This window comes from Blautia luti, assembly GCF_013304735.1.
GTDB lineage: Bacteria > Bacillota > Clostridia > Lachnospirales > Lachnospiraceae > Blautia_A.
In genome coordinates, this window is the sequence record NZ_JAAITI010000032.1 from 1 (window position 1) to 21,983 (window position 21,983).

The 21,983-nt window shown below is 44.3% G+C and carries 23 protein-coding genes and 1 pseudogene; 7 read left to right on the top strand and 17 right to left on the bottom strand.

All coding sequences use genetic code 11. The features are described from left to right. Positions 1 to 128: 128 nt before the first annotated feature. Positions 129 to 1,313, bottom strand: coding sequence for an MFS transporter (locus G5B06_RS14295; protein WP_173762758.1), 1,185 nt, complete (start codon positions 1,311 to 1,313; stop codon positions 129 to 131). 140 nt (positions 1,314 to 1,453) lie between these two features. On the opposite strand from G5B06_RS14295, the pseudogene G5B06_RS19825 reads away from it, so the two are divergent. Together G5B06_RS19825 and G5B06_RS14300 are read left to right on the top strand one after the other, a co-directional pair. Further along, positions 1,454 to 1,702: pseudogene (locus G5B06_RS19825) on the top strand (cupin domain-containing protein); the annotation flags it as partial. A 21-nt stretch (positions 1,703 to 1,723) separates the two neighbouring features. Beyond that, a complete protein-coding gene (locus tag G5B06_RS14300; protein WP_244092663.1) occupies positions 1,724 to 2,362 on the top strand; it encodes a helix-turn-helix domain-containing protein in 639 nt (212 codons plus the stop codon). A 44-nt stretch (positions 2,363 to 2,406) separates the two neighbouring features. On the opposite strand, the gene G5B06_RS14305 is transcribed toward G5B06_RS14300, so the two are convergent. The 8 genes from G5B06_RS14305 to G5B06_RS14340 form a co-directional block, all read right to left on the bottom strand. Further along, positions 2,407 to 3,390, bottom strand: coding sequence for a D-2-hydroxyacid dehydrogenase (locus G5B06_RS14305; RefSeq protein WP_173762760.1), 984 nt, complete (start codon positions 3,388 to 3,390; stop codon positions 2,407 to 2,409). 24 nt (positions 3,391 to 3,414) lie between these two features. Further along, a complete protein-coding gene (locus tag G5B06_RS14310) occupies positions 3,415 to 3,891 on the bottom strand; it encodes a pyridoxamine 5'-phosphate oxidase family protein (protein WP_118063134.1) in 477 nt (158 codons plus the stop codon). 75 nt (positions 3,892 to 3,966) lie between these two features. Beyond that, positions 3,967 to 4,395, bottom strand: a complete 429-nt coding sequence (locus tag G5B06_RS14315) for a hypothetical protein (RefSeq protein ID WP_173762761.1) — start codon at positions 4,393 to 4,395, stop codon at positions 3,967 to 3,969. Positions 4,396 to 4,417: 22 nt separating this feature from the next. Next, entirely contained in the window at positions 4,418 to 4,642 is a 225-nt protein-coding gene (locus G5B06_RS14320; protein WP_173762762.1) for a DUF3791 domain-containing protein, read from the bottom strand. Next, positions 4,639 to 5,109, bottom strand: a complete 471-nt coding sequence (locus tag G5B06_RS14325; protein ID WP_118063129.1) for a DUF3990 domain-containing protein — start codon at positions 5,107 to 5,109, stop codon at positions 4,639 to 4,641. The genes G5B06_RS14320 and G5B06_RS14325 overlap by 4 nt, the downstream gene beginning before the upstream one ends. Beyond that, positions 5,109 to 5,339 carry a DUF3791 domain-containing protein gene (locus G5B06_RS14330; RefSeq protein ID WP_418721709.1) on the bottom strand — a complete coding sequence of 77 codons (231 nt, stop codon included), beginning with the start codon at positions 5,337 to 5,339 and terminating at the stop codon, positions 5,109 to 5,111. Before G5B06_RS14330 ends, G5B06_RS14325 begins: the two co-directional genes overlap by 1 nt. A 27-nt stretch (positions 5,340 to 5,366) precedes the next feature. After that, a complete protein-coding gene (locus G5B06_RS14335) occupies positions 5,367 to 6,512 on the bottom strand; it encodes an aldo/keto reductase (RefSeq protein WP_021976138.1) in 1,146 nt (381 codons plus the stop codon). 17 nt (positions 6,513 to 6,529) lie between these two features. Beyond that, a complete protein-coding gene (locus G5B06_RS14340; RefSeq protein ID WP_021976139.1) occupies positions 6,530 to 7,393 on the bottom strand; it encodes a LysR family transcriptional regulator in 864 nt (287 codons plus the stop codon). Positions 7,394 to 7,544: 151 nt separating this feature from the next. Between G5B06_RS14340 and G5B06_RS14345 the strand changes: the two genes are divergently transcribed. Then, positions 7,545 to 8,924 carry an MATE family efflux transporter gene (locus tag G5B06_RS14345; RefSeq protein ID WP_118071657.1) on the top strand — a complete coding sequence of 460 codons (1,380 nt, stop codon included), beginning with the start codon at positions 7,545 to 7,547 and terminating at the stop codon, positions 8,922 to 8,924. Between the two features lie 29 nt (positions 8,925 to 8,953). On the opposite strand, the gene G5B06_RS14350 is transcribed toward G5B06_RS14345, so the two are convergent. The 3 genes from G5B06_RS14350 to citD form a co-directional block, all read right to left on the bottom strand. Continuing rightward, positions 8,954 to 9,859, bottom strand: a complete 906-nt coding sequence (locus tag G5B06_RS14350) for a DegV family protein (protein WP_021976141.1) — start codon at positions 9,857 to 9,859, stop codon at positions 8,954 to 8,956. 108 nt (positions 9,860 to 9,967) lie between these two features. Next, positions 9,968 to 10,891: an aldolase/citrate lyase family protein gene (locus G5B06_RS14355; protein ID WP_244092662.1), complete on the bottom strand. Its 924-nt coding sequence runs from the start codon at positions 10,889 to 10,891 to the stop codon at positions 9,968 to 9,970. Then, positions 10,888 to 11,187: a citrate lyase acyl carrier protein gene (gene citD / locus G5B06_RS14360; protein WP_173772341.1), complete on the bottom strand. Its 300-nt coding sequence runs from the start codon at positions 11,185 to 11,187 to the stop codon at positions 10,888 to 10,890. The genes G5B06_RS14355 and citD overlap by 4 nt, the downstream gene beginning before the upstream one ends. Positions 11,188 to 11,480: 293 nt before the next feature. Here citD and G5B06_RS14365 point away from each other — a divergent pair, with 293 nt between their 5' ends. Beyond that, the gene (locus G5B06_RS14365; protein WP_173762764.1) at positions 11,481 to 12,467 is read left to right on the top strand and encodes a Gfo/Idh/MocA family protein; all 987 of its coding nucleotides are present in this window, start codon (positions 11,481 to 11,483) and stop codon (positions 12,465 to 12,467) included. A 20-nt stretch (positions 12,468 to 12,487) separates the two neighbouring features. Here the strand turns inward: G5B06_RS14365 and G5B06_RS14370 are convergent, their stop codons facing one another. Genes G5B06_RS14370 through G5B06_RS14380 form a run of 3 tightly spaced genes read right to left on the bottom strand, consistent with a single transcriptional unit; the run spans position 12,488 to position 15,687 of the window. Then, positions 12,488 to 13,633: an ABC transporter permease gene (locus tag G5B06_RS14370; protein ID WP_173762765.1), complete on the bottom strand. Its 1,146-nt coding sequence runs from the start codon at positions 13,631 to 13,633 to the stop codon at positions 12,488 to 12,490. Beyond that, a complete protein-coding gene (locus G5B06_RS14375) occupies positions 13,620 to 14,744 on the bottom strand; it encodes an ABC transporter permease (protein ID WP_173762766.1) in 1,125 nt (374 codons plus the stop codon). The genes G5B06_RS14370 and G5B06_RS14375 overlap by 14 nt, the downstream gene beginning before the upstream one ends. A gap of 13 nt (positions 14,745 to 14,757) precedes the next feature. Further along, the gene (locus G5B06_RS14380) at positions 14,758 to 15,687 is read right to left on the bottom strand and encodes an ABC transporter ATP-binding protein (protein WP_148448236.1); all 930 of its coding nucleotides are present in this window, start codon (positions 15,685 to 15,687) and stop codon (positions 14,758 to 14,760) included. Positions 15,688 to 15,944: 257 nt separating this feature from the next. On the opposite strand from G5B06_RS14380, the gene G5B06_RS14385 reads away from it, so the two are divergent. From G5B06_RS14385 to G5B06_RS14395, 3 genes are read left to right on the top strand one after another with little or no spacing between them, the layout of a single operon-like run. Beyond that, positions 15,945 to 17,126, top strand: a complete 1,182-nt coding sequence (locus G5B06_RS14385) for a sensor histidine kinase (RefSeq protein WP_173762767.1) — start codon at positions 15,945 to 15,947, stop codon at positions 17,124 to 17,126. Between the two features lie 20 nt (positions 17,127 to 17,146). Beyond that, the gene (locus G5B06_RS14390; RefSeq protein ID WP_118170752.1) at positions 17,147 to 17,767 is read left to right on the top strand and encodes a response regulator; all 621 of its coding nucleotides are present in this window, start codon (positions 17,147 to 17,149) and stop codon (positions 17,765 to 17,767) included. A gap of 11 nt (positions 17,768 to 17,778) precedes the next feature. Next, positions 17,779 to 18,795, top strand: coding sequence for an RluA family pseudouridine synthase (locus G5B06_RS14395; RefSeq protein ID WP_173762768.1), 1,017 nt, complete (start codon positions 17,779 to 17,781; stop codon positions 18,793 to 18,795). Here G5B06_RS14395 and G5B06_RS14400 read toward each other — a convergent pair. Together G5B06_RS14400 and G5B06_RS14405 are read right to left on the bottom strand one after the other, a co-directional pair. After that, complete coding sequence (locus tag G5B06_RS14400; protein ID WP_173762769.1) at positions 18,777 to 20,183, bottom strand: MATE family efflux transporter; 1,407 nt, start codon at positions 20,181 to 20,183, stop codon at positions 18,777 to 18,779. The genes G5B06_RS14395 and G5B06_RS14400 overlap by 19 nt on opposite strands. Before the next feature lie 152 nt (positions 20,184 to 20,335). Further along, on the bottom strand, positions 20,336 to 21,982 hold the full coding sequence (locus G5B06_RS14405) for a glycoside hydrolase family 43 protein (protein ID WP_173772343.1): 1,647 nt from the start codon (positions 21,980 to 21,982) through the stop codon (positions 20,336 to 20,338). Between the last annotated feature and the right edge of the window lies 1 nt (position 21,983).

A 21,983-nucleotide genomic window follows, 5' to 3' on the forward strand; every position in this document is an offset into this window, starting at 1 on the left:
CTAAAGATCTTCCCTCCCCCTGCATAGCAGGGGGTTTATTTTTACTGTCACACAAAAAAATAGTACGATTTCGTATCTTTTAGATATTAGTTCGAAATCGTACTATTGTCAATAGTCAATTATAATATTTAATTCTGCGCTCTGTCTTTTTTCAGAAGCAATATTCCCACAAGCAGAAGTACAGGGAAAATAACTCCTGCCAGGATTCCCTTTTTCAGATCATCAGATAAAGCACCTGACACAAATCCAACCAGTGTGGGGCCGCCGGAACAGCCTACATCTCCGGCCAGTGCCAGAAGTGCAAACAGGGATGTACCTCCTCTTCGCAGTGCCATGGACGCCTTGCTGAAACTTCCCGGCCACATGATTCCCACGGAAAATCCGCAGATGGAACAGCCAACCAGTGACACAAATGCAGATGGTGCCAGCGAAATACACAGATAGGAAATAATGCAGAGAATGCTGCTGCCGATCATAAATTTATCCAGATCCATCCTGTCTCCGAATTTTCCATAAAAGGCTCTGGAACTTCCCATCAGGATTGCAAATGCCATGGGGCCTGCAAGGTCTCCGATGGTCTTACTTACGCCCAGTCCCTGCTCCGCAAATGTTGAAGCCCACTGGCTGACACCCTGTTCACTTGCACCGGCACACAGCATCATTAACATCAGGATCCAGAATGTCTTATTCCTGCATAATTCTCTTATTGTCATTCCTGTCTCGCCCTCTTCGATCAGAGTTGCGATAGGAACTTTTGTAAATGTAATACCATTTACAATAGGAACAATCGCCCAGATCAGTGCCATGATCTTCCAGTTTTCAATTCCAAATATACGGAAAAAGATCGTGGAAAGCAGGACCACTGCCACATGACCCCAGCAGTAAAAGGAATGCAGAAGGCTCATTGCCTTTTCTTTATTATCACTTGGGCAGCTCTCCACAATAGGGCTGATCAGCACTTCGATCAATCCGCCGCCTACTGCATAGATCACTACGGAAATAAATAATCCCGCAAATGCATTAGGCAAAAGATCCGGCAGGATCACCAGGCAGATCAGTCCTGCCGCTGAAAATACATGAGCCAGAACAATGGAAATCCGGTAGCCGATCCGGTCTACAAATTTTGCAGACAGAAGATCAATGAGCAGCTGGATCCCGAAATTGAATGTGATCAGCATTGTGATCTGGCTCAGTGGAATATGGTAGCTTTTTTCAAATGTCAGAAAAAGCAGCGGCACAAAGTTATTTACGATTGCCTGCACGATGTAACCCACAAAACAGGCATATACCGTTTTCTGATATTTGTCTTTCATCAGAAATCCTCCTCCATATTATTGTAATTCCTTTTCAATCTTTTGTATTATATCACCACATTTTAAAATTGTAATTGCACTTTTCTGTCATTTTATAGTACAATATCACTATATATAACAGAAAGGAATTCTGTAATCTCATGCAGAACATTCATACAAACAGCAATCTGCAGGAAACCACAAAACACGGCGGACCTGATTTTCCTTTGGAATTTTATATAGATGATACCCGGAAATTTTATAATAACGATATCAACTGGCACTGGCATAAGGAATTTGAGATCATCTGCGTTTCAGAGGGTACTGTTACCTGCCAGGTTGAGCAGAAAACCTATACTTTACATTCCGGAGAAGGAATTTTTATCAACAGCGGTATGCTGCATCATTTCACAGCTGAAAACTATGGCGTCATGCCTAATATTGTATTTTCCCCCACTTTTCTTGCTCCAGGTGAAAGTCTTATTTACAAAAAATATATTCTGCCATTAGAAAATGCCATGCTTCCCTGCGTTATTTTCAAGCAGCAAACATGGCAAAAACATATTCTGAATCTCTGCAGACAATTGTTTCTTAATCTGGCCTCACCGGAAAGACAGGAGCTTCTCATTCATAACCTTTTAAGTGAAATCTGGCTTATCATGACAGACCATCTTTCCCCGGAACAGCTTACTCCCAGATCAAGTGTTCTGCCTTCACACTCTGAACGCATGATTCCAATAATGCTCGAGTATATCCAGACACACTACGCCGCCCCAATATCACTGACAGATATTGCAGCTGCCGCGAATATCAGCCCCAACACCGCTTTACGCTATTTCCGGGAAAATATCGGAATATCCCCGGTCGAGTATCTTATTCAATATCGTATCAGCATCGCCTGCAAAATATTAAGGGAAAGCTCTGACAAAATAGCCAGCGTTTCTGTCAGAGTCGGATATGACAATGTCAGTTATTTTTGCAGGATCTTTAAAAAACTTGTAGGAAAATCTCCCTCTCAATATCGAACTGAAGCGAAATCATCCGTTAATTTTCCCGGCAAATTTTCCTGAGATACTTCCGGGTACGAGCCTTGCACCGATATTCATCGCCTTTGTTAATATCCCTCATTTAACCGGACAATATTCTTTAATTCTTTTCCGTTCAGATATCGTTCCAGATTTTCCATGCAAATGTTCCAGATCATGTCCTGAACTTCTGCGTTTCCTCCGAAACTTGGGCCTGCGATGTGTGGGGTGAGAATAACCTGGTCCATTTCCCACAGCGGAGAATCGAACGGAAGTGGTTCTGTCTCAAATACATCCAGGACTGCGCCTTTTAAGTGGCCCTCCTGTAATGCCCGGATCAGGTCTTCTGTTGGAATAAGGCTTCCTCTTCCTACATTGATTAGAACTGCATCTTTTTTCATGGAATGCAGACGGTCGTAATTCAGAAGTCCTTTTGTTTCCAAAGTTCCCGGAAGGCAGCCGATCACAATATCCGCCTGTGGCAGTTTATCATCCAGTGCTGTCAGATCGTATACCTCATCAAAGTCTTTCAGCTGCTGCGAATGTTCTGAGACTGCTGTTCTTTTTATTCCAGTCACATGGGTTTCAAATGCTTGCATTCTGTGAGCGATGTTTTTTCCGATGTCACCGGTTCCCAGGATAAGAACATTTTTTCCATATATGGTGTCTGATGATCTATTCTGTACCCAGAGACATTCCTGCTTGTTTTTCCAGTAAACAGGAAGTCCTCGATACAAGGCAATGATGTTCCCGATCACATATTCCGATATAATTTTTCCGAAAGCTCCGGAAGCATTAGTCAATGTAATAGTTTCCGGGAATATTTTCATTTTTGTATATTTGTCTGCGCCAGCCCAGGTCAGCTGGATCCAATGGAGATTTTCGGCTTTCCGAAGTTCCGATTCTTCCGGTTCTCCGATCACAACCTCTGCTGTTGTAATGGAGTCCCTGATTTCATTTTCTTCAAAAACAAACTCACATTTCTCTCCAAATTTTGTTATAAACCTGTTTCGGATTTCCGCGTCACACTGTGGCTTTATCAGGACTTTTATTTTCTTCTCTGTATTTTCCATGATGTTCTTCTCCGCAGGCGATTTTCAGGACTCATTTACCAGTTTTCCGGTCATATGCTCCGGTTCCAGCTCCAGGCAGAGAACTGCAGGACCGGAATGTTTCAGTTCATGTTCCACGTATGCTTTATCATCCGTGAATTTTTTGCATAAATTTGTGCAGATTTCCACGACCTTTTCCGGTTCTTCCACTATACGGAGGCGTCCAAACACAATCACACTTCGAATGTTTAGTGCCCATTCTCCTTCCTTTCGATATCCCTCGTCCATAACACAGAATGAAACTTTGTCACAATTTTTGATGGCATCAATCTTATGACCAGATTTTGCTCCGTGGAAATAGATTTTTCCATCTTTCTCGTTATACCAGTGGGTCATAGGCATTCCATAGGGATATCCATCCTCTCCCTGCACGGAAAGCACGCCTCTTGGTTCTTTTTTCAGGATTTCGATACATTCTTCTTTGGTTAATTCCTGTTTGGATCTTCTCATTTTTCGAAACATAAGCTAGTCCTCCTCTTGCCCTGTATTAGTCTATTTTCTGTCTGCTATGACTGTTTTTTCGTTATCTTTACTTTACTATCTTTCAAAAATAACTTTATATGTTCCCAGCACCTGTCTGCATGGAATTTTTGCTGCATTTTCTGCTGTAAATGTATCTCTGGGATAGGTCGTTTCCGGCTCTTGTGGATAGGCTGGAAGGGTTTTTCCGATGCTGACACCATGGGCATCCTTTTCAGTAAACTTCCACTGAAATGTGCAGTCACAGAATTCTTTATTCTCGGTGATCGTCTCCGGCTTTTTTAATTCCGGTGTTTCTTTCAGGAAATAACATCCCGCATTGTCTTTTTCTACCGGTGTGTTAAATTCCAGATAACCATTACTGTTGTCCTGGATCTCTGCATTGATTCTGAGAACCGGGCGCAGAGAAACAAATCCCTCCGGAATGATCGCCCTGATCCTGTCCTGCTCAATGCCATAGGCCATTACGTATTGTTCTACCTGCATGAATTTTTCCCCTTGTTACTTATTACATGTTCCATGGCTGTTTTTTGTTATATTCTATTTCCAGCTCTTCCGCCAGATATCCATCACTCATACAATGCATATCTGAAATTCCCTCACTTATCAACTGATACAGCTGTGAATGATAAAAAATACCCAATGCTGTTTCAACAGAAATCCCCATTTTTTCTGCAAATAATTCTACTATCCGTACATATTTCTTTTGTAACAAAATCGGATTAGCATTCATACTTCAAAACTCCTCTCATAATGAAGATGCTCCAAAGACTCCTCTGTGCGAAAACAGATTTGCATATTCGGCTTTTCATACTTCAGTCTGCTAATTGCCTCATTTTTGTCAATCAACTGATCAAAATACAGTTCAACCGTATTGAACACTTTATCATTGGCCACTCCGCCCATAACAATATCATAATCTGAATCATCCTTTTCTCTTCTGCAATTCATAATAAAATCCAGCCATTCTTCAGAATAAGAATCAAATTTCAAAATTTTCAGATTTTCCTGTGCGTTTTCTTCAAACTCAAAGGTTGTAACAATCCCTTGTTTACCGCGCCGTTTGAATTTTCCACACCATTTCACAGCCTGGTCTCTGAGAGGTGTCACATAAAATCCTTTACCAAAATCAACATCTGACCGGGAATGTTTTAAATCTGGATTTTTCACTTCAAGCCATGAGCCATGATATACTATCATTACAAAACACCTCTCTCTTTCATAACCTCAATAATATCATCCACAATATATTCTTTCCCCTGGGTATGAAGTATCTCATATTCCGGAATGATGTAATCATTCAAAATATCACTTTTTTCTGTCAGCGCATCATATACCTTTTCTGCACTTACACCCAGTTTTGCTGCTATATTTTCAATACAAAATATCGCAAACTCCAGTTCTCTTGACTTTTCTATGTTTTGTTTCATCATTTCCAAGGCCTCCTGTATCAGATATCAACACCCAAACAACTTCGCAGTTTTCTCCATCCTCTCTGCGATCGGCACTCCAAACGGGCAGCGGGTTTCGCATTCCTGGCAGCCGATGCATTCGGAGGCTTTGTGCTCCAGAAGTTCATAGTGGGATCTTATGGTTGCGGGGACTTCCGGCTGCATGGTGGCAAGATCGTAGAATTTATTGATCATGGCAATGTCCAGTTCTGCCGCACATGGCTTGCAGTGTCCGCAGTAGGTGCACTCTCCTTTATAGGAATGGAACGGTGCATTGGCGATCACAGACGCGTAATCTTTTTCTCCCTCCGTTGCTGTTTCATATGCTACGGCATCATTGACCTGCTCTTTTGTATCGTAGCCGCACATGATGGAACAGACTGCCGGCCTTGTAAGTGCGTAATGGATGCACTGTACCGGTGTCAGGCTTACACCGAAAGGAGAACGTTTTTCATCAAAAAGTCTTCCACCTGCAAATCCCTTCATAACTGTGATTCCCACATCATTTTCCTCGCATGCTTTGTACAGGCGGGCACGGTCTGCATCGATTCCCTTCAGACTGCTGTCAAACTCTTCTGCAAACATGGTATCAATGTTCTCACTTGCAGGAAGCATGTCAAAAGCAGGATTGATGCTGAAAAGGATCATCTCCACATAGCCGGATTCTGCCGCTTTCTTCGCCACTTTCGGATTATGGGAGCTCATACCGATATGACGGATCACACCTGTTCTCTTCAGTTCCATTACGTAATCCATATATTCAGACTGCTGAAGATCATCCCATTCTTCCTCAGAATCTACGTAATGGATCATTCCAAGATCAATATAATCCGTCTGGAGTCTTTTTAAAAGATCTTCGAATGCAGGACGCACATACTCCATCTCTCTGGTACGGTAATATTGCTCATCCTTCCAGGTTGATCCGATATGTCCCTGGATAAACCATTTGTCACGGTTCTCCTTAATTCCCTCCCCAATGATATTTCTGGATTTCGGGTCCGGCATCCAGCAGTCCAGGATATTGATTCCTTTTGAAGATGCATAATGGATCAGCTCAATACTTTCCTCCTCCGGATGGCGCTCCAGCCATTCTCCTCCAAAACCGATCTCACTGACCTGAAGCTCTGTTTTTCCTAATCTTCTTGTTTTCATTACTTTTTCCTCCTGATCTATTCTATAATTATACTCTTAAATATCTCTGCTGCCTTACTGAATACCGCATGCTTTTTCCATACCAGAGCCTGTCTGGTAGGAAGCTGGGGTTCCAGCGGAAGAAAACATACTTCCGGATCCAGTTCCGGTGCCAGCATCTCTCTGGTTGTCAGAAAATACCCTAACCCCTGCTGTACAAAAGAAATGGGGCTTCCATGAACCACATTATAGGTTGCCGCAATATTTAAGTCCTCCACATCCATTTCTGCCCAGTGCGCAATCTCATTCTGAAGACCAATTCTCTGATGCATGATGAGAGGCATTGTCCTGATATCTTCTTTTGTTATCACTTTTCCGCTGGAAAATGGATCGTCTTTCTTTGCAAGGATTCCCCATTGTGAAATCTCTTTCAGGGAAAAAAAATCGTATTTCACATTGTCAATGGGCTGCAGCATAACTGCAAAATCCAGTGTTCCATGGTTCAATCGCTCCGACACGTCTGTGGCATCTCCACTGTAAAAATGAAACTTCACATCCGGATATCGTTCCCGAAGCTTCGCAGCTGCCCCAAGAACCGATGGCGGCGTACCTCCACCCATATAAATATCTCCGATGACATCTTCCGTATCTGAGCTGATTTCCTGCTGGGTCTTCTCCACCAGTTCCAGGATTTCTTCTGCACGCTTGCGCAAAAGAACCCCCTCCTCTGTCAGAGTGATCTTCCGTTTTCCACGGATCAGAAGTTTTTTCCCCAGTTTCTTCTCCAGTTCCATCAGTTGCTTTGACAGAGAAGGCTGTGCAATATGCAGGCTCTCTGCTGCCCTTGTGATATTCTCTTCCCTTGCCACTGCCAGAAAATAACGTAATTCACGAACTTCCATAAGCATCTTCCTATCATTCTTATTAGCTATATAATATCATAGTTAATAGGTATTTACTATTATTTTTCCAAGGATATATACTGTATATGGTATGAGGCAAAAAAGCTTCTGTTTGCATTATCATTTTACTAAAATCAATGAGGTGTTCTTTATGAAATCAAAAAAACAGACCGCAAAGCTGGATATCCTGAACGGTTCTATCTGGAATAAGATTCCTCTGTACGCTCTCCCTGTAGCAGCAACCGGAATTCTGGAACAGCTGTTTAACGCATCGGATATTGCGATCGTAGGAAATTTTGCCAGCACAGACCGTACTGTTGCCATTGCTGCGGTAGGTGCCAACAGCCCTGTGATCGGCGTGATCCTGAATCTTTTCATCGGTCTCTCCCTGGGAACCAATGTTGTCATTGCCAATGCTATCGGGAGAAAAGATGAGCATGAAGTCCAGAAAGCTGTGCACACTTCCGTTCTGGCCGCTTTTCTGGCAGGTATCCTGACTACTTTGCTTGGAGAATGGCTGATCGGAAATTTCTTAAATCTGCTTAATGTTCCGGCAGATGTTTTTCCATATGCACTTTTGTATATCCGTATTTATCTTCTGGGATTGCCTGTGATCTTTCTCTTTAATTTTGAGGCTGCTATTTTCCGCAGTACCGGCGATACCAGGACACCTCTTCTGGCCCTGTTCTGCGGCGGTGTATTGAATGTGCTTTTGAATCTCTTTTTTGTAATCGTCCTTGGAATGAATGTGAACGGAGTTGCCACAGCCACAGTAATCGCCAATATTGTCAGCTCCTCCATTCTTTTTATCAAACTGACAAAAACAGAGAAATGGGTACATCTTGACTTACATAAACTATCCATTGACAGAGCCTGTCTCCTGAAGATCCTGCGGATCGGACTTCCTGCCGGAATCCAGAGTGCCGTATTTAATATCGCCAATCTGGTGATCCAGTCTGCTATCAACAGTCTTGGAACTCTTGTGATCGCAGCATCCAGTGCAGCCTTCAATATTGAGATCCTGGTATATTATGTATTTAATTCATTCAGCCAGGCCTGCACAACATTCGTGGGACAGAATTATGGCGCAAAGCAGATCCGGCGATGCAAAAAAGTTCTGCTGTTATGTGTAGCCGAAGGTCTGGTAACAACTGCTGCAGCTGCCATCCTGATCCTCTCCAGCGGAAAATTCCTGCTCTCCCTGTTTAACAGTGATCCCCAGGTTATTGACATCGGTTATACCCGTCTGGTCATTATCTTTTCCGCATACATTTTCAGTCTGCTCTATGAGATCATGTCCGGCTATCTCCGGGGTTTCGGGATTTCTTTTGTCCCGGCACTGCTTACAACCATCGGTGTCTGCGGAACCAGGATTGCATGGGTATATGCCGTATTCCCGAACCACCGCAGTTTTTCCAGCCTGATGATGGTTTATCCTGTCAGCCTGTCCACAACAGCGTTGCTTATTCTCATCGCAGTGCTTGTTTATCATCCGGCCCGCAGATACCAAAACAGGACCGACAGACATTAATCGTCTGCCGGCCCTGTTCTTTCTTAAACTTATACCATATCACTCCGCCGGATGATTCCAATCCCAATGGCATACGGGCCTGTATGCACACCGATGGTAGCTCCGATCCGGTGAATGGGAACTGTCTCTGTTGTTCCGAATTTTTCTTCCAGGCTCTGCATCAGCATTTTCTGGAAGCTCTCCGCTTCTTCATATCCATAGCAGTAACCAATGACCAGGGAACAGTTCTCTGGAGTATACCCGTTCTCTTCCATGTAATCAAGAAGCAGGTCAATGGTTCCTGCCATAGATTTTTTTCTGCCCCTTTTCAGCCCCGGTGAATAAATCTCACCGTCCTTTAAGGTAATCAGCGGTTTCACATTGAGAAGCTTACCTGCAATGCTGGCAACCTTTCCAATGCGTCCGCCGTGCTCCAGATATTCCAGATTTCCTACCGTAAAAAAGATCCTCTGGGTATCTGTCAGCTGGTTCATTCTTTCAATGCTGTCTTTCAGAGTATAACCCAGGTCACGAAGTCTGCAGGCTTCCAGCACATAAAGCCCCTGCATCAACGTACAGGCCAGAGAGTCAATGATCTTCACCTGAATGTCCGGATACTTCTCTGCAAGCATCTTTGCTGCGATCTCTGCGGACTGCATGGAGGAACTAAGCTTGGTGGAAATACAGATACAAAGGATATCTTTTCCCTCTTTTGCCTTTTCTTTAAAAACTTCATAATAATCATTTGGAGACGGTGCCGCTGTCAGCGGAAAAACATTGGACTCCGCCACCATTTTCCCGTAAAAATCCTCCAGACGGATTTCTACACCTTCTTTTTTATATTCTTTTCCGTCAAAAGAAACCAGGAAATGCACCTCGCCGATTTCTTTTTCTTTCACGATCTCTTCCGGCAGATCGCAGGAACCGTCACTTACAATAGTAAAATATTTTTCCATAAAAACCCTCTTCACACGATAATAATGTTAATTCTTTTATTATAATCATTTTGACATTTTCTGTCCATGTAAAACTATAACACTTACGGGGATTCCTCATTTTCTCTATCACTTTATTCCATTTGTGAATCCGACTTTTTCTTTACATCTTTTTCCGGTTGTTATAAGATTGCTATATAAACATCTTTGAATTCTAAGGAGATTGCCATGTCTGATTATATTATCACCCAGATCCGTCAGGCAGATAAATACGGAAATCATCTGGTCGATGAGCTGCTTGCTGCTGAGGGGATCCGAAGAGATGCAAACCTGGATTATACCTGCGGGATGTATGATGACGAGATGATTGATAATGGATTTTCCGTCAAATCCCATAAGATGGATGGTTTCCACATCCTGACGGAATCCTTCCATGTTGTCAAGGTCTGTATAAACCGTATCAAAACACTGTACTCCTGCTGCTCTTGCCGCGATCACAAGATTCTGTCTCGCACCCATCAGCTCGATTCCTGTTCCTGTAATATGTGTCTGAAGATCTTTTGTGTAATCACCGCCGGAAAGGGCAATGCCGAAAAGTCTCTCACTGGACTCGCAGATATCAAGAGCCTTCATCACACCTCTGGCAGATTCCACAGCTGCCATGATCAGGACGCTTCCCTCAGGACGGCCGAACTCTTTTTCCGCATAGGCGATCTCACGCTCCACAAGTTTTACATCCTGTGCACTTTCTGTCTTCGGGATACGGATGGAATCACATCCACCGGCAACGGAGCAGCGGATATCTTCTTTCCAGTACGGGCTGTCCAGGCCGTTGATCCTGACTACCCGTTCACATCCACGATAGTTAATTGTTTTCAGTGCATGATACAGGGAAAAACGTGCCGCGTCTTTCTGGTTCTCTGCTACTGCGTCTTCTAGGTCCAGCATGATAGAATCTGGTTTATAAATGTATGGATCTTTGATAAGTCCCGGTTTCTGAGCATTCAGAAACATCATTGTTCTTCTCAGTCTTTTTTTGTTCGGATTGTTCATCGGATATCCCCTCCCCATGGTAAATGTTCCGTCTGTAATACAGAGCGGTAAACTGCTGCTTCAATACGTGCTTTGATCGTACAATCCAATGCACCTTTGTCTACGATGGTAAGTTTTACGTCGCTGACGCCAAGATTTTTCAGAGTTTCCAGTTCTACTTTACGGATCTGGTTTCCATACTGGTTGATCACGGAGCTTTCCATGGAAAAATCTACATTTCCTTCTCCTTTTTCTACAGTTACCTGGCAGTCGCTGGATTCCAGAGTTCCTGCAATGGCTGGCCTTACGATATCCATGTTTATCCTCCTTTTGATCCGGTAACATAACTGCTGCCGGAACCTTTATGTTGTGTTCTTTTGTTCATCTGAAGCTATCGTAAGGTCGTAACCTTACAGGAGAAATAATATTTTTCTTAATATTTGTTAAGGTACGGAATTTTTCCTGCTTTTCTTTTTATAAAACAGATATTCGCAATGTTGGTAAATCTGCCCATTGCGTTTTCTTCGTAAGGTTAGTATAATAACCTCATATTTTAAAAGTGAAAATTTATATACTTTTTATATTTTTCATTCACAGGGAGGATTTGATCATGAAAGAACGTTTAAACTGGGCAGTTCTTGGTACCGGTGTGATCGCCAATCAGATGGCGCAGGCACTTCAGAAAATGGGAAAACCGCTGTATGCAGTTGGAAACCGTACCTATGAGAAAGCCGTTGCCTTTGCAGAAAAATACGGTGTACAGAAGGTTTATTCAGAAATTGATGAAATGTTTACTGACGAAAATGTGGATATTATCTACATTACAAGTCCTCACAATACCCATTATGCCTTTATGAAAAAAGCACTGCTTCACGGCAAGCACCTTTTTGTGGAGAAATCCATCACCCTTAACAGCCGTGAGCTGGATGAAATGATCGCTCTGGCCAGGGAAAAAAATCTCATTCTTGCCGAGGCCATGACGATCTGGCATATGCCCATTTACAAAAAACTCTGGGAAACAGTTAGAAGTGGTTCTCTTGGAAAAGTCCAGATGATCACCATGAACTTTGGAAGTTTTAAAGAATATAACATGAACAACCGCTTTTTCAATATGAACCTGGCAGGCGGTGCCATGCTGGATATCGGTGTTTACGCACTCTCCATTGTCCGAAGTTTTATGGATGAAAAACCGGATGAGATCTTAAGCCAGTGGAAGCCTTCTCCTACCGGTTCTGATGAGCAGGCAACCATTCTTCTTAAAAATCCTTCCGGTCAGATGGCGACTGTCGCACTTTCCATGCACTCCAAACAGCCGAAACGTGCCATGATCAGCTGTGAGAAAGGTTATATCGAGATCATGGAATATCCACGTGCAGATAAAGCAGTGATCGTGGATGCAGAGACAGGAGAAAAAACTGAAATTTCCTGCGGTGACACTTCCGATGCACTGCTTTATGAGATGGAGGATATGGAACATGCAGTTCTTACACGTGATACCTCCGGCTTATATCTGAATTATACAAAAGACGTTATGGATATCATGACCTATCTTCGTAAAGAATGGAATATGAAATACCCGGATGAAAACTGGGACTGATCTTCTTCAGTTACTTCTGTTTATTTCTGCCTCTGATACCTGGTCACCACCAGGATCATGCAGACAAAAGCAATCGCAAACATAGCTTCCAGCCCGATACCTTTCCAAACGGATGCAGCTGCCTCACCTGTGAGGTGGCTGTAGCTTCCAAGAGTCTCATTTACCGTTTCATACCAGTATACAGGAAGAAACTGAGACACCTTCAGGACATTTCTGTCCATAACATTCATGGGAACAAAAACACCACACAGAAAACACATTCCAAGAGACAGGATATTGGCAATCCCGCTTAACATGTTGCTGTTTTTTACAAAAAGCCCGATCAGGTAGGAAAGAGAAAGTGCCACTGCCATCATCACCAGGGTGTTCAGTACATAGTATCCGAAGTTCTCTGAACCTGGAAATGTTTTTCCATACATAAGAATGGCACCTGCCATACCGATTCCCCATAAGCCCCCGCCCATGACAAACATGGCCAGAAGTCCTTCCAGGCTTTGTCTTCTTGCCGAGACTGCCGACGCCTGCATTCTTTCAGGAATATCATTTTTTTTGAAAGCCATCAGCACATATCCCATGACATAGCAGAGTACTGCAAGAAACAGATACGGCATATAGCGAAAATAATAGAGCCATCCTGGGGTACTGCCATTTCCGTCTGTATTCAGCATGGTGACTTCTCCTCTTTTTTCATCCAGGATCGCTGCTGCCGCTTCCTCTTTGGAAAAACCGGCTTCCAGATATGTCCGCATGGTGTTGAGGCAGTTCTCAAGCTGCTGATCTACATAATATGCTGAGTAGGATCCGGGCACTTTTGTCACGGAAATACTTTCCCCGTTTACCATACAGCTCTCATAAAAATTCTCAGGGATCACCACGATATACTCTACATTTCTGTAAAAAAGCTCTTCCTGAAGCTTCTCCCTGCTGTCTTCCAGCATGGTCACATGATGGGTGTTTTCAAGCCATTTTACCAGTCCTTCTGTCAGTGGCCCGTTATCTTTATCCACCACACCAATCTTTATTTTTTCGCTTTCATAACTGGTATAGGTTTCCTTACCGGCTGCTGCCTGAAGTGCCATTGTCACCCCGAAAAAGATGCCCAGATACAGGAGGATCAGACCTGTATTTTTTTTCATAATTCTCATATAGCCTTTAAATACTGTCATAACGTTCCCTCCTGACCATGAAAAAGGATGCCATCACCAGCACCACACACATCACTGCCAGTGTAGCCAGACTTCTGTAATATCTGGCTGTATCATCATATACATTGATACAGTAAAACGCATCGGCGATCAGTGATGCCGGATTGATCCGGTTTACAAACGGGGCGCTTTTTTCCACCATATCTTTCATGTTTCCATTCATCAGTCCCGCAAGGAAACTGCTTACCATGGAGATTCCAAGCATGATCCCGATCTTGGCACCTTCCTGCATTTTTCCGAAACTGCCGATAAACATTCCCATGGACACACCGATAAGACTTCCGAAAAAAGATACCACCAGCATTTTTCCCATCTGTCCCTGAAAATCCAGATTGAGAATGTACCGGAGATACAGGATCAGAATGATCACGTCCACATAGCCCAGGGCAAAAGATGCAAGCTGGTCTGTAAGGATCAGTTTCAGCTTGTGAGTTGGCGTCACGCAACGCCTGGCTGCCAGAGGTGTGATGTTAGCCTGAATCCCCATAGCAGAGCCAAAGCCGATAAAACATCCGTACAGACAGGCCATGGCGATCAGTGCGTAAAAAAACTGCACATTTCCGTCAATGGTACGGCCCCCAAGTGATACTTCTTTTACCAGGCTGCCGGAACTTAACAGGGTCTTCATGGTTTCCACATCCATCTGGGGATTTTTTTCCATAATGTTAGTGATGGTCATTCTGGTGTTTTCGCAGCTGTCGAGAACCGTCTGGAGGATGCTCTCCTCCATTCCGGTTCCTGCTACTGTAAGAGAAGGTTCTTTTCCTACATAATAAATTCCTTTTACTTTTTTATCCTGTAATGCTTCCAAAGCTTCCTTTTCCGGCATTTCTTCTGCTTTTAAAAGATCCGGGCTGCTTTTTTTCACCTCATCCAGATATGTCATAAAAAACGGATCTGCGGAATCTTCCTTCACCACTGCCACCGGAACCGTCTGAAAATCTGCTTCATTGATATTTCCAAATGCAAAGTAGAAAAAAGTTCCAAGCACAAGTGGAAAAACCAGCGGCCAGAAGATGATATTAAAATTCCGGACCTTGGAAAGAAAACTGTATTTCAGTAAATGCAGCATTTCAGCTCACCTCCTAATCTCTCAGCTGTTTTCCGGTGATCTCCAGAAATACATCGTTCAGTGTAGGAAGCTCCGAAAAGACTCTTCCAAAAGAAATATCCTGGCTCTGCAGATAATTGAGAAGCCGGATCAGGTTATGCTTGGCATCGGTACAGCGCACGATCAGCACCTGTTTTTCATACTGTACATCAAACACATGATCCAGTGTGCGAATATCCTGGAGATTTTTTTCTTCCAGGGCAATGGCTTCCACTGTGATGGTCTCTCCTGTTTTGATCATCTGCTTCAGTTCCTCTTTTGTTCCCTGCGCGATCACTCTTCCGTGATCCATGATGGCGATCCTGGTGCAGATCTGCTCTACCTCTTCCATGTAGTGGGAAGTGTAGATAATGGTGGAGCCTTGCCGGTTCAGTGTCTGGATTCCTTCCAGGATCTTGTTTCTGCTCTGAGGATCTACGGCTACCGTTGGCTCATCCATGATGATCAGCCTTGGTTTGTGAGCGATCCCGCAGGCAATGTTCAGTCGGCGCAGAAGACCTCCAGAAAGTTTCTTCGGGTGCATTTTTCGGAAATCTTCCAGGCCTGTAAATTCAATGGCTTCCTCCACCAGCTCTTTTCTTCGTTTTTTGTCTCTTATGTAAAGGCCGCAGAAATAATCGATGTTTTCCTGTACTGTCAACTCCTCGAAAACGGCTATATTCTGAAGCACGATGCCGATCTGTTCTTTAATCTTATAGCTGTCCGGTTTCATCTCTTCCCCGAAAATTTCCACCTGACCTCTGTCGTATTTCAGCAGGGACAACAGACAGCTGATGGCCGTTGTTTTTCCGGAACCGTTGGGGCCAAGCAATCCGAAGATCTCGCCTTCCCGAATATCCAGATCCAGATGATTCAGTGCGGTAAGATCACCGTACCGTTTTACCAGATTTTCTATGTGAACCATACCCTGTGGCATATGTTTTCCTCCTTTTTCACAGTCCGTTAAACGGGACTTTTCTGTTTTATCTCAAAAATTTATATTTCTTTTATGATGCCATTATAACTTTTTCTTCTGTATGCTCCAAGTGTGTGATGTCATTACCTGCAGATGACAAATGTCATGTCTTTTGTAAGAGCGTAGATTTTTCTTTGCAGGAAGGAGCTGGTATACTATAATAAAAATACATTGCTGTAATTCCGGGAAAGGAGGGTTTATTTTTTATGCGTTATTTTACAGATTCCGCTATATTGCTTTTATACAGTATGCTGGCATTTTTTTATGTACCGGCAGACCAGGCCCTTGTATTCTCCCTCCTTTTTACAGTGATCCTTGGATGCGTTACTTATCTGTGCAGGGCATCTGAAACAGAATCCTGGTCCCACAATTCTTTACCAGTGCTGAAACGCTTCGACAACAGGATCCTGGTTCTCACCGGAAGTTATGTGATCTTTGGGTTCTCTTCCCTGTGGATCCCGGATCTTCTTTTATTTTTCCCCCTGCTTCTGTATCAGACTTTATCTGCCGGGCTTTTTCCTCTGGCAGTGGTGGAATTTCCATTCTGGGGACTCCTCGCTTTTCGTTTCCATAAGTTTCCGGAATTTCTCTGTCTCGCCGGGATCTTTGGTTTTATCCTCGCGTTTTTTCTTTGGTCTCATACCAGACAATATGAGATCCTTACCCGGAATTTCCGCCAGAGCCGTGATGACAGCGAAGAACACGCACTTCTTCTTTCCGAAAAAAACAAGGCGCTTCTGGAAAAACAGGATTATGAGATCTATGCTGCAACTCTCAGGGAGCGAAACCGGATCGCACGGGAAATCCATGACAATGTAGGCCATGTGCTCTCCCGCTCCATTCTTATGACTGCTGCCTGCAAAACCATCAACAAAGATGAATCCCTTGATCCTCTTCTTGGAAATCTGGAAGAATCTCTGAACGGCGCCATGAACAGCATCCGTTCCAGTGTCCATGATCTTCACGATGATGCGGTGAATCTGGAAGATGCCATAAAGGGACTTGTAAAAGATTTCAGCTTCTGCCCGGTAACCCTCACCTATGATATGTCCAGGCAGGTTCCAAGAGAGGTGAAATACAGTCTGATCAGTATTACAAAAGAAGGGCTTTCCAATGTGATGCGGCACAGTAATGCGGATTCCGTCAATATTCTTCTCCGGGAGCATCCTGCACTTTATCAGCTGTGCATTGAGGATAATGGTACGCTGGGAAGTAAAATTCCGGATATACAAACAGATGCGGACAGCAATAAAATGGAAACTGTTTCTGGCGGCATGGGACTGTCCAATATCCGGGACCGTGTGAAAGCGCTGGGTGGTACGGTCCAGATTACACAGGAGAAGGGTTTTCGGATCTTTGTGACGATTCCGAAATCTGGTTCTAATTAAGACAAACAGGAGATTTTAACATGAAGATTATAATCGTAGACGATGACTGCCTGGTTGCAGGTGCATTAAAAACCATTCTTGAGGCAAACCCGGATATCCAGGTGGCTGCAACCGGCTCTGATGGTGAAGAGGCCTGTTCCCTGTATCGAGAGTATCTGCCGGATATCCTTCTTATGGATATCCGCATGAAGGGAATGGATGGTCTGGAAGCTTCCAGAAAGATCCTGAGGGAATTTCCGGAAGCAAAAATTCTTCTTCTCACTACTTTTTCTGATGATGAATACATTGTAAAAGCCCTCCGCCTTGGCACAAAGGGCTATCTTCTGAAGCAGGATTATGCCAGCATCCTTCCGGCTCTCCAGGCAGTTTACTCCGGTCAGACCGTATTCGGCACAGAGATCATGTCCAAGATCCCGGAACTTCTGCAGTCCTCCGACGGATTTGATTATGCTTCCAGAAATATCAGTGAACGGGAGCTGAATATCATCCGGCTGATCGCCAACGGATACAGCAATAAGGAAATTGCCGCGGAACTTTTTCTCAGCGAAGGAACGGTACGGAATTATCTCAGTTCCATTCTGGATAAACTGCAGCTGAGGGACCGGACACAGGTTGCGGTGTTTTATTATCAGCATAGATAAGGAGAACTACAATGAACCGCTATCTTACTATCCATATCCCGGAAACATCTGCCCCGGCACCTGTCTCCCACTTTCTTCGCACCCAGGCCGGTCTTACAAAAAAGCAGATCAGCCAGGCGAAGTTCCGTCCCGGTGGTGTCCAAAAAAACGGACAGCAGTGCCGGGTGACGGAAACTGCTTATCCAGGGGATCAGATTACGGTATGTCTGGAAACGAATGATGTTGACTCTGCACAGCTGGAATCTGCTCCAGCTCCACAGTTTCTTCCTGAACTGGAAATCCTATACGAAGACCAGGATATCCTCGCAGTAAACAAACCTGCCGGGATCGTCACCCATCCTTCCGGTTCACACTACAGCGACAGCCTCTCCAACCAGGTTGCCGCCTATTTCCGTTCCAAAGGTGAATCTACCAAAGTCCGCTCTATTGGACGGCTGGATAAAGAAACTTCCGGTATCCTGCTCTTTGCCAGGAATCAGACTGCTGCTGCCAGATTACAAAAACAGCGGGAAAGTGGAATTTCAGAGAAAACCTACCTGGCTGCGGTTTCCGGTTCCATGCCGGAAGATACAGATGGAGCGTTTCATAGGATCACAACTCCCCTTGCCCCAGATCCAAAGACCCGTCTGAAAATGGTGATCTCTCCGGACGGTTCCCTTCCAGGCAGCAAACCGGCAGAAACTTTATATTCCGTCCTGAAATCCACCGCCCCCGATTCCAGGATCTCTGCATCCCTTGTAATGCTCCGCCTGAAAACCGGCCGCACCCATCAGATCCGTGTCCACATGGCATCTCTGGGGCATCCGCTTCTGGGTGATTCCCTGTACCATTTATCGGACACAACAAATCTTTTTTCCCGTGCTGCACTCCACGCATGGAAACTTAAATTTCAGCCACCTTTTCCAAATGGTGAAACGACTTCCAGCCCCCTCTCTTCCATGCCCTGCACTGAAAATGCCAAAAAAGAAATCTCCCTGGAAGCACCCCTTCCGGAAGATTTCAAAAAATTTTATGAGACGATATTCTGAAGCCATACGCCTTTTTTTACAAGGATAAATCCGATGACACATTTCAGCATATCCGCTGCCTGGACCATTGCGTAAATCCCCAGTACAGGGAGTCCTGTAAAACGGCTTAAGGTAAATGCGATGGTCACACTTACCACCCAGATAAACACACTGTCAAACAGGAATGTGATAATAGTTTTTCCACCAGAGCGCAACGTGAAATACGCTGCATGTAAGAATGCATTCTGCGGCATGAAAAATGCTGTGATCATAATAAAATATTTCGCCAGAGTACGAGCCTCGGCATTGGTGTTGTAAAGTTTCGGAAACAGTGGTGCCATCACAAACATCACGGCTGCCACACAGGTACAACAGAACACCGAGAATGCGATCATCTTGTTGTCCGTATCTCTGGCTTCCTTCATCTTACCGGCACCAAGAAGCTGTCCTACAACAATAGCTACGGAATCTCCCAGGGCAATAAATACGATGTTAAATACATTGTTGATCGTATTGGAAATATTTAATCCAGCTACCACATTCAGCCCCCTGACAGAATAACACTGTGTCAGCATGGCCACTCCTGCTGCCCATAAAGTCTCATTGAGAAGCAGCGGTGTTCCCTTGATCAGGATCTTCTTTGTCAGATTTGCAGGAACCTTCAATGTGGAATACAGGCCCTGGGCAAAAATATTCTTTTCCGTATGCTTATGCGTCCAGATCAGGACAATACACGCTTCCACATATCTGGAAAGCACCGTCGCAACAGCAGCACCTCTCACTCCCAGTTCCGGAAATCCAAATTTACCATAAATCAGAAGATAGTTAAATGTCAGATTGATCAGCACCGCCACGATTCCAGCCTTCATAGGAAGCACAGTCTCACCGCACTCACGTAAAGTACTCGCATAGACCTGCACCATCATAAATGGAGGCAGTCCCAGAAGCATGATCCATAAATACTGCCTTCCATAGACAAGTGTATCCCGGATCTCCTGTGCGGTTCCGTCACCTTTTAAATACATGCTGATCAGCGAATCCCCTGCTGTCAGAAACAGTACGATGGTGACCGCTGTCAGGATTACTGCCATCCACAGTTTATAACGAAGTGTCTGACGGACACCCTCGTGATCTTTCTGCCCGAAATACTGAGCTGTAAAAATTCCCGCACCGGAAACCCCTCCGAAAATGCAGAGATTATACACAAAGATCAGCTGATTGACGATCGCCGCACCGGACATCTGCTCTGTACCGATCCGCCCGATCATAATGTTATCCAGAAGACTGACAAAATTTGTGATTCCATTCTGGATCATGATCGGCACCGCAATGGACAGAACCATCAGATAAAACTTCTTATCCCCTACGAACTTCCAGAAAAAAGATGTTTTTTCTTTTACCTTCTCCATAATTTTCCCCCTTGTTCTTTTCGTTTTCCTCCATCCAAAATTCTTCACAAAAAGAAGACTGCTCCTCCGAAACAGTCTTCTTTTTCGTAAGCGTTGTAGCTACTACATTACTACAAACATTTTCTTTTTTCAATAGCTTTTTTAATATCTTTTTACTCTACCATCCGGCTCTCATCTGCAATGTATTCGAAGAAGTCGAAGTCTGCACATTTTTTGTGGAGAACGCGGTCTGCACAGGTGATTCCCACCATGGTTCCTGTGAACTCTCCGTATTTGCAGTACTCATCAGAGAACCTTGTGGTATCAAAAATGCGTCCGATCTTTTCATAATTTTCTCCGTCATAGCTCCACTCAAACCAGGATTTTCTTCCCTCAATGTAGAGTCTCAGATAGATCGGTTTATCTTCTACCGGGATTCTGGTATTCAGGAACTCTGTTTTTTCTCCATTTTCCAGATGGATGATGGACAGGGCGCTCTGTCCCAGGGTTTCACTGTAATATTTCCGGAGATTGATGTAATTCATGTTGTCGTAATACAGGATCAGACCTGCGCTGTGCTGGTGTACTTCCGGTGTGAATTCCATTTTTGTGGTGATCCGTGCGTATACGCTTGTAAGCTTTCTGGCCAGGATACTTACTTTGTTGAGAGAGGTTCTGGATTCCTGTCCACGAAGGCGCACATAGCCTTTTCTTGCTTTCACATCTGCAAAACGCTGGGGCATGATCCTTGGAGAGTAATAGAAGTTCCCAAGCTCATCTCCGTCAAAATCATCAAAATCCGGAGTTTTTTCCACTGGGTATTCCGGAAGGGAAGTTTCCGGCACTTCAATTTTCGCCAGATTGCTTCCATCTGCCATGCGGAGCCAGTTATCTTCGGTCCACATCATTTTCTGAATGGCCGTCTCTCTTCCAAGTGTACAGCGAAGTTCCGGTACAAAAGGTCTGGAGCAGAGATGGACCAGATAAACTTCTCCTGTGGGAAGTTCCACATAGCTTCCATGACCGGATTTCTGAAGTACAGAGTCCGGATTATAGTACTTTGGTTTCAGATGGTCTGGATCCTGGCGCTCGTAGGATTCTCCCGGAACACTGGTAACGATGGGATTCTTCGGATCTTTTTCATATGGGCCCCAGACATTTTTGGAACGTCCCATGGTAACGCAGTGATTATATCCGGTGCCACCCTCTGCACACATGATATAGTAATACTCGCCTCGTTTTGTGAGATGCGGTGCCTCGATGCAGCCTCTGTCTGTACCGCCTCTCCAGATCCGCTTCGGATAACCGATGATCTCTTTTTTCTCAGGAGAATATTCTACCATACAGATAGCCCCTGGCTTCTCGTAGCCTTCCCTTGTTTCCCACTCCAGGGATACCACGTATTTTTTGCCGTTGGTGTCATGGAAAAGTGACGCATCAAAACCGGAGGAATGAAGGTAAACCGGCTCGCTCCACGGTCCGCGGATATCTTTTGCACAGATCAGGAAATTATCCACATCAAAATATCTGGCGTTCATGGAATTCATCACTCCATAGACAACGTAGAACATATCCTCTTCCTCGCAGTAGGTCAGGCAGGGCGCCCAGATTCCTTTTGCACTTGGAAGTTTCTTGAGATCTACTTTTTCATCGTCTGTAATTACGTGTGTGTACAGCTCCCAGTTTTTCAGGTCTCTGGAATGGTAGACCGGGATTCCCGGAAACCACTCAAATGTGGAAACTGCCATATAGTAATCGTCGCCTTTTCTGCAGATACAAGGGTCCGGATTAAAACCCGGAAGTATTGGATTTACGATCATT

Coding starts and splice junctions, on each gene's coding strand:
- G5B06_RS14295 (WP_173762758.1), bottom strand. CDS start 1,313: ATGAAAGACAAATATCAGAAAACGGTATATGCCTGTTTTGTGGGTTAC.
- G5B06_RS14300 (WP_244092663.1), top strand. CDS start 1,724: ATGCCTAATATTGTATTTTCCCCCACTTTTCTTGCTCCAGGTGAAAGT.
- G5B06_RS14305 (WP_173762760.1), bottom strand. CDS start 3,390: ATGGAAAATACAGAGAAGAAAATAAAAGTCCTGATAAAGCCACAGTGT.
- G5B06_RS14310 (WP_118063134.1), bottom strand. CDS start 3,891: ATGTTTCGAAAAATGAGAAGATCCAAACAGGAATTAACCAAAGAAGAA.
- G5B06_RS14315 (WP_173762761.1), bottom strand. CDS start 4,395: ATGCAGGTAGAACAATACGTAATGGCCTATGGCATTGAGCAGGACAGG.
- G5B06_RS14320 (WP_173762762.1), bottom strand. CDS start 4,642: ATGAATGCTAATCCGATTTTGTTACAAAAGAAATATGTACGGATAGTA.
- G5B06_RS14325 (WP_118063129.1), bottom strand. CDS start 5,109: ATGATAGTATATCATGGCTCATGGCTTGAAGTGAAAAATCCAGATTTA.
- G5B06_RS14330 (WP_418721709.1), bottom strand. CDS start 5,339: ATGAAACAAAACATAGAAAAGTCAAGAGAACTGGAGTTTGCGATATTT.
- G5B06_RS14335 (WP_021976138.1), bottom strand. CDS start 6,512: ATGAAAACAAGAAGATTAGGAAAAACAGAGCTTCAGGTCAGTGAGATC.
- G5B06_RS14340 (WP_021976139.1), bottom strand. CDS start 7,393: ATGGAAGTTCGTGAATTACGTTATTTTCTGGCAGTGGCAAGGGAAGAG.
- G5B06_RS14345 (WP_118071657.1), top strand. CDS start 7,545: ATGAAATCAAAAAAACAGACCGCAAAGCTGGATATCCTGAACGGTTCT.
- G5B06_RS14350 (WP_021976141.1), bottom strand. CDS start 9,859: ATGGAAAAATATTTTACTATTGTAAGTGACGGTTCCTGCGATCTGCCG.
- G5B06_RS14355 (WP_244092662.1), bottom strand. CDS start 10,891: ATGAACAATCCGAACAAAAAAAGACTGAGAAGAACAATGATGTTTCTG.
- citD (WP_173772341.1), bottom strand. CDS start 11,187: ATGGATATCGTAAGGCCAGCCATTGCAGGAACTCTGGAATCCAGCGAC.
- G5B06_RS14365 (WP_173762764.1), top strand. CDS start 11,481: ATGAAAGAACGTTTAAACTGGGCAGTTCTTGGTACCGGTGTGATCGCC.
- G5B06_RS14370 (WP_173762765.1), bottom strand. CDS start 13,633: ATGACAGTATTTAAAGGCTATATGAGAATTATGAAAAAAAATACAGGT.
- G5B06_RS14375 (WP_173762766.1), bottom strand. CDS start 14,744: ATGCTGCATTTACTGAAATACAGTTTTCTTTCCAAGGTCCGGAATTTT.
- G5B06_RS14380 (WP_148448236.1), bottom strand. CDS start 15,687: ATGGTTCACATAGAAAATCTGGTAAAACGGTACGGTGATCTTACCGCA.
- G5B06_RS14385 (WP_173762767.1), top strand. CDS start 15,945: ATGCGTTATTTTACAGATTCCGCTATATTGCTTTTATACAGTATGCTG.
- G5B06_RS14390 (WP_118170752.1), top strand. CDS start 17,147: ATGAAGATTATAATCGTAGACGATGACTGCCTGGTTGCAGGTGCATTA.
- G5B06_RS14395 (WP_173762768.1), top strand. CDS start 17,779: ATGAACCGCTATCTTACTATCCATATCCCGGAAACATCTGCCCCGGCA.
- G5B06_RS14400 (WP_173762769.1), bottom strand. CDS start 20,183: ATGGAGAAGGTAAAAGAAAAAACATCTTTTTTCTGGAAGTTCGTAGGG.
- G5B06_RS14405 (WP_173772343.1), bottom strand. CDS start 21,982: ATGATCGTAAATCCAATACTTCCGGGTTTTAATCCGGACCCTTGTATC.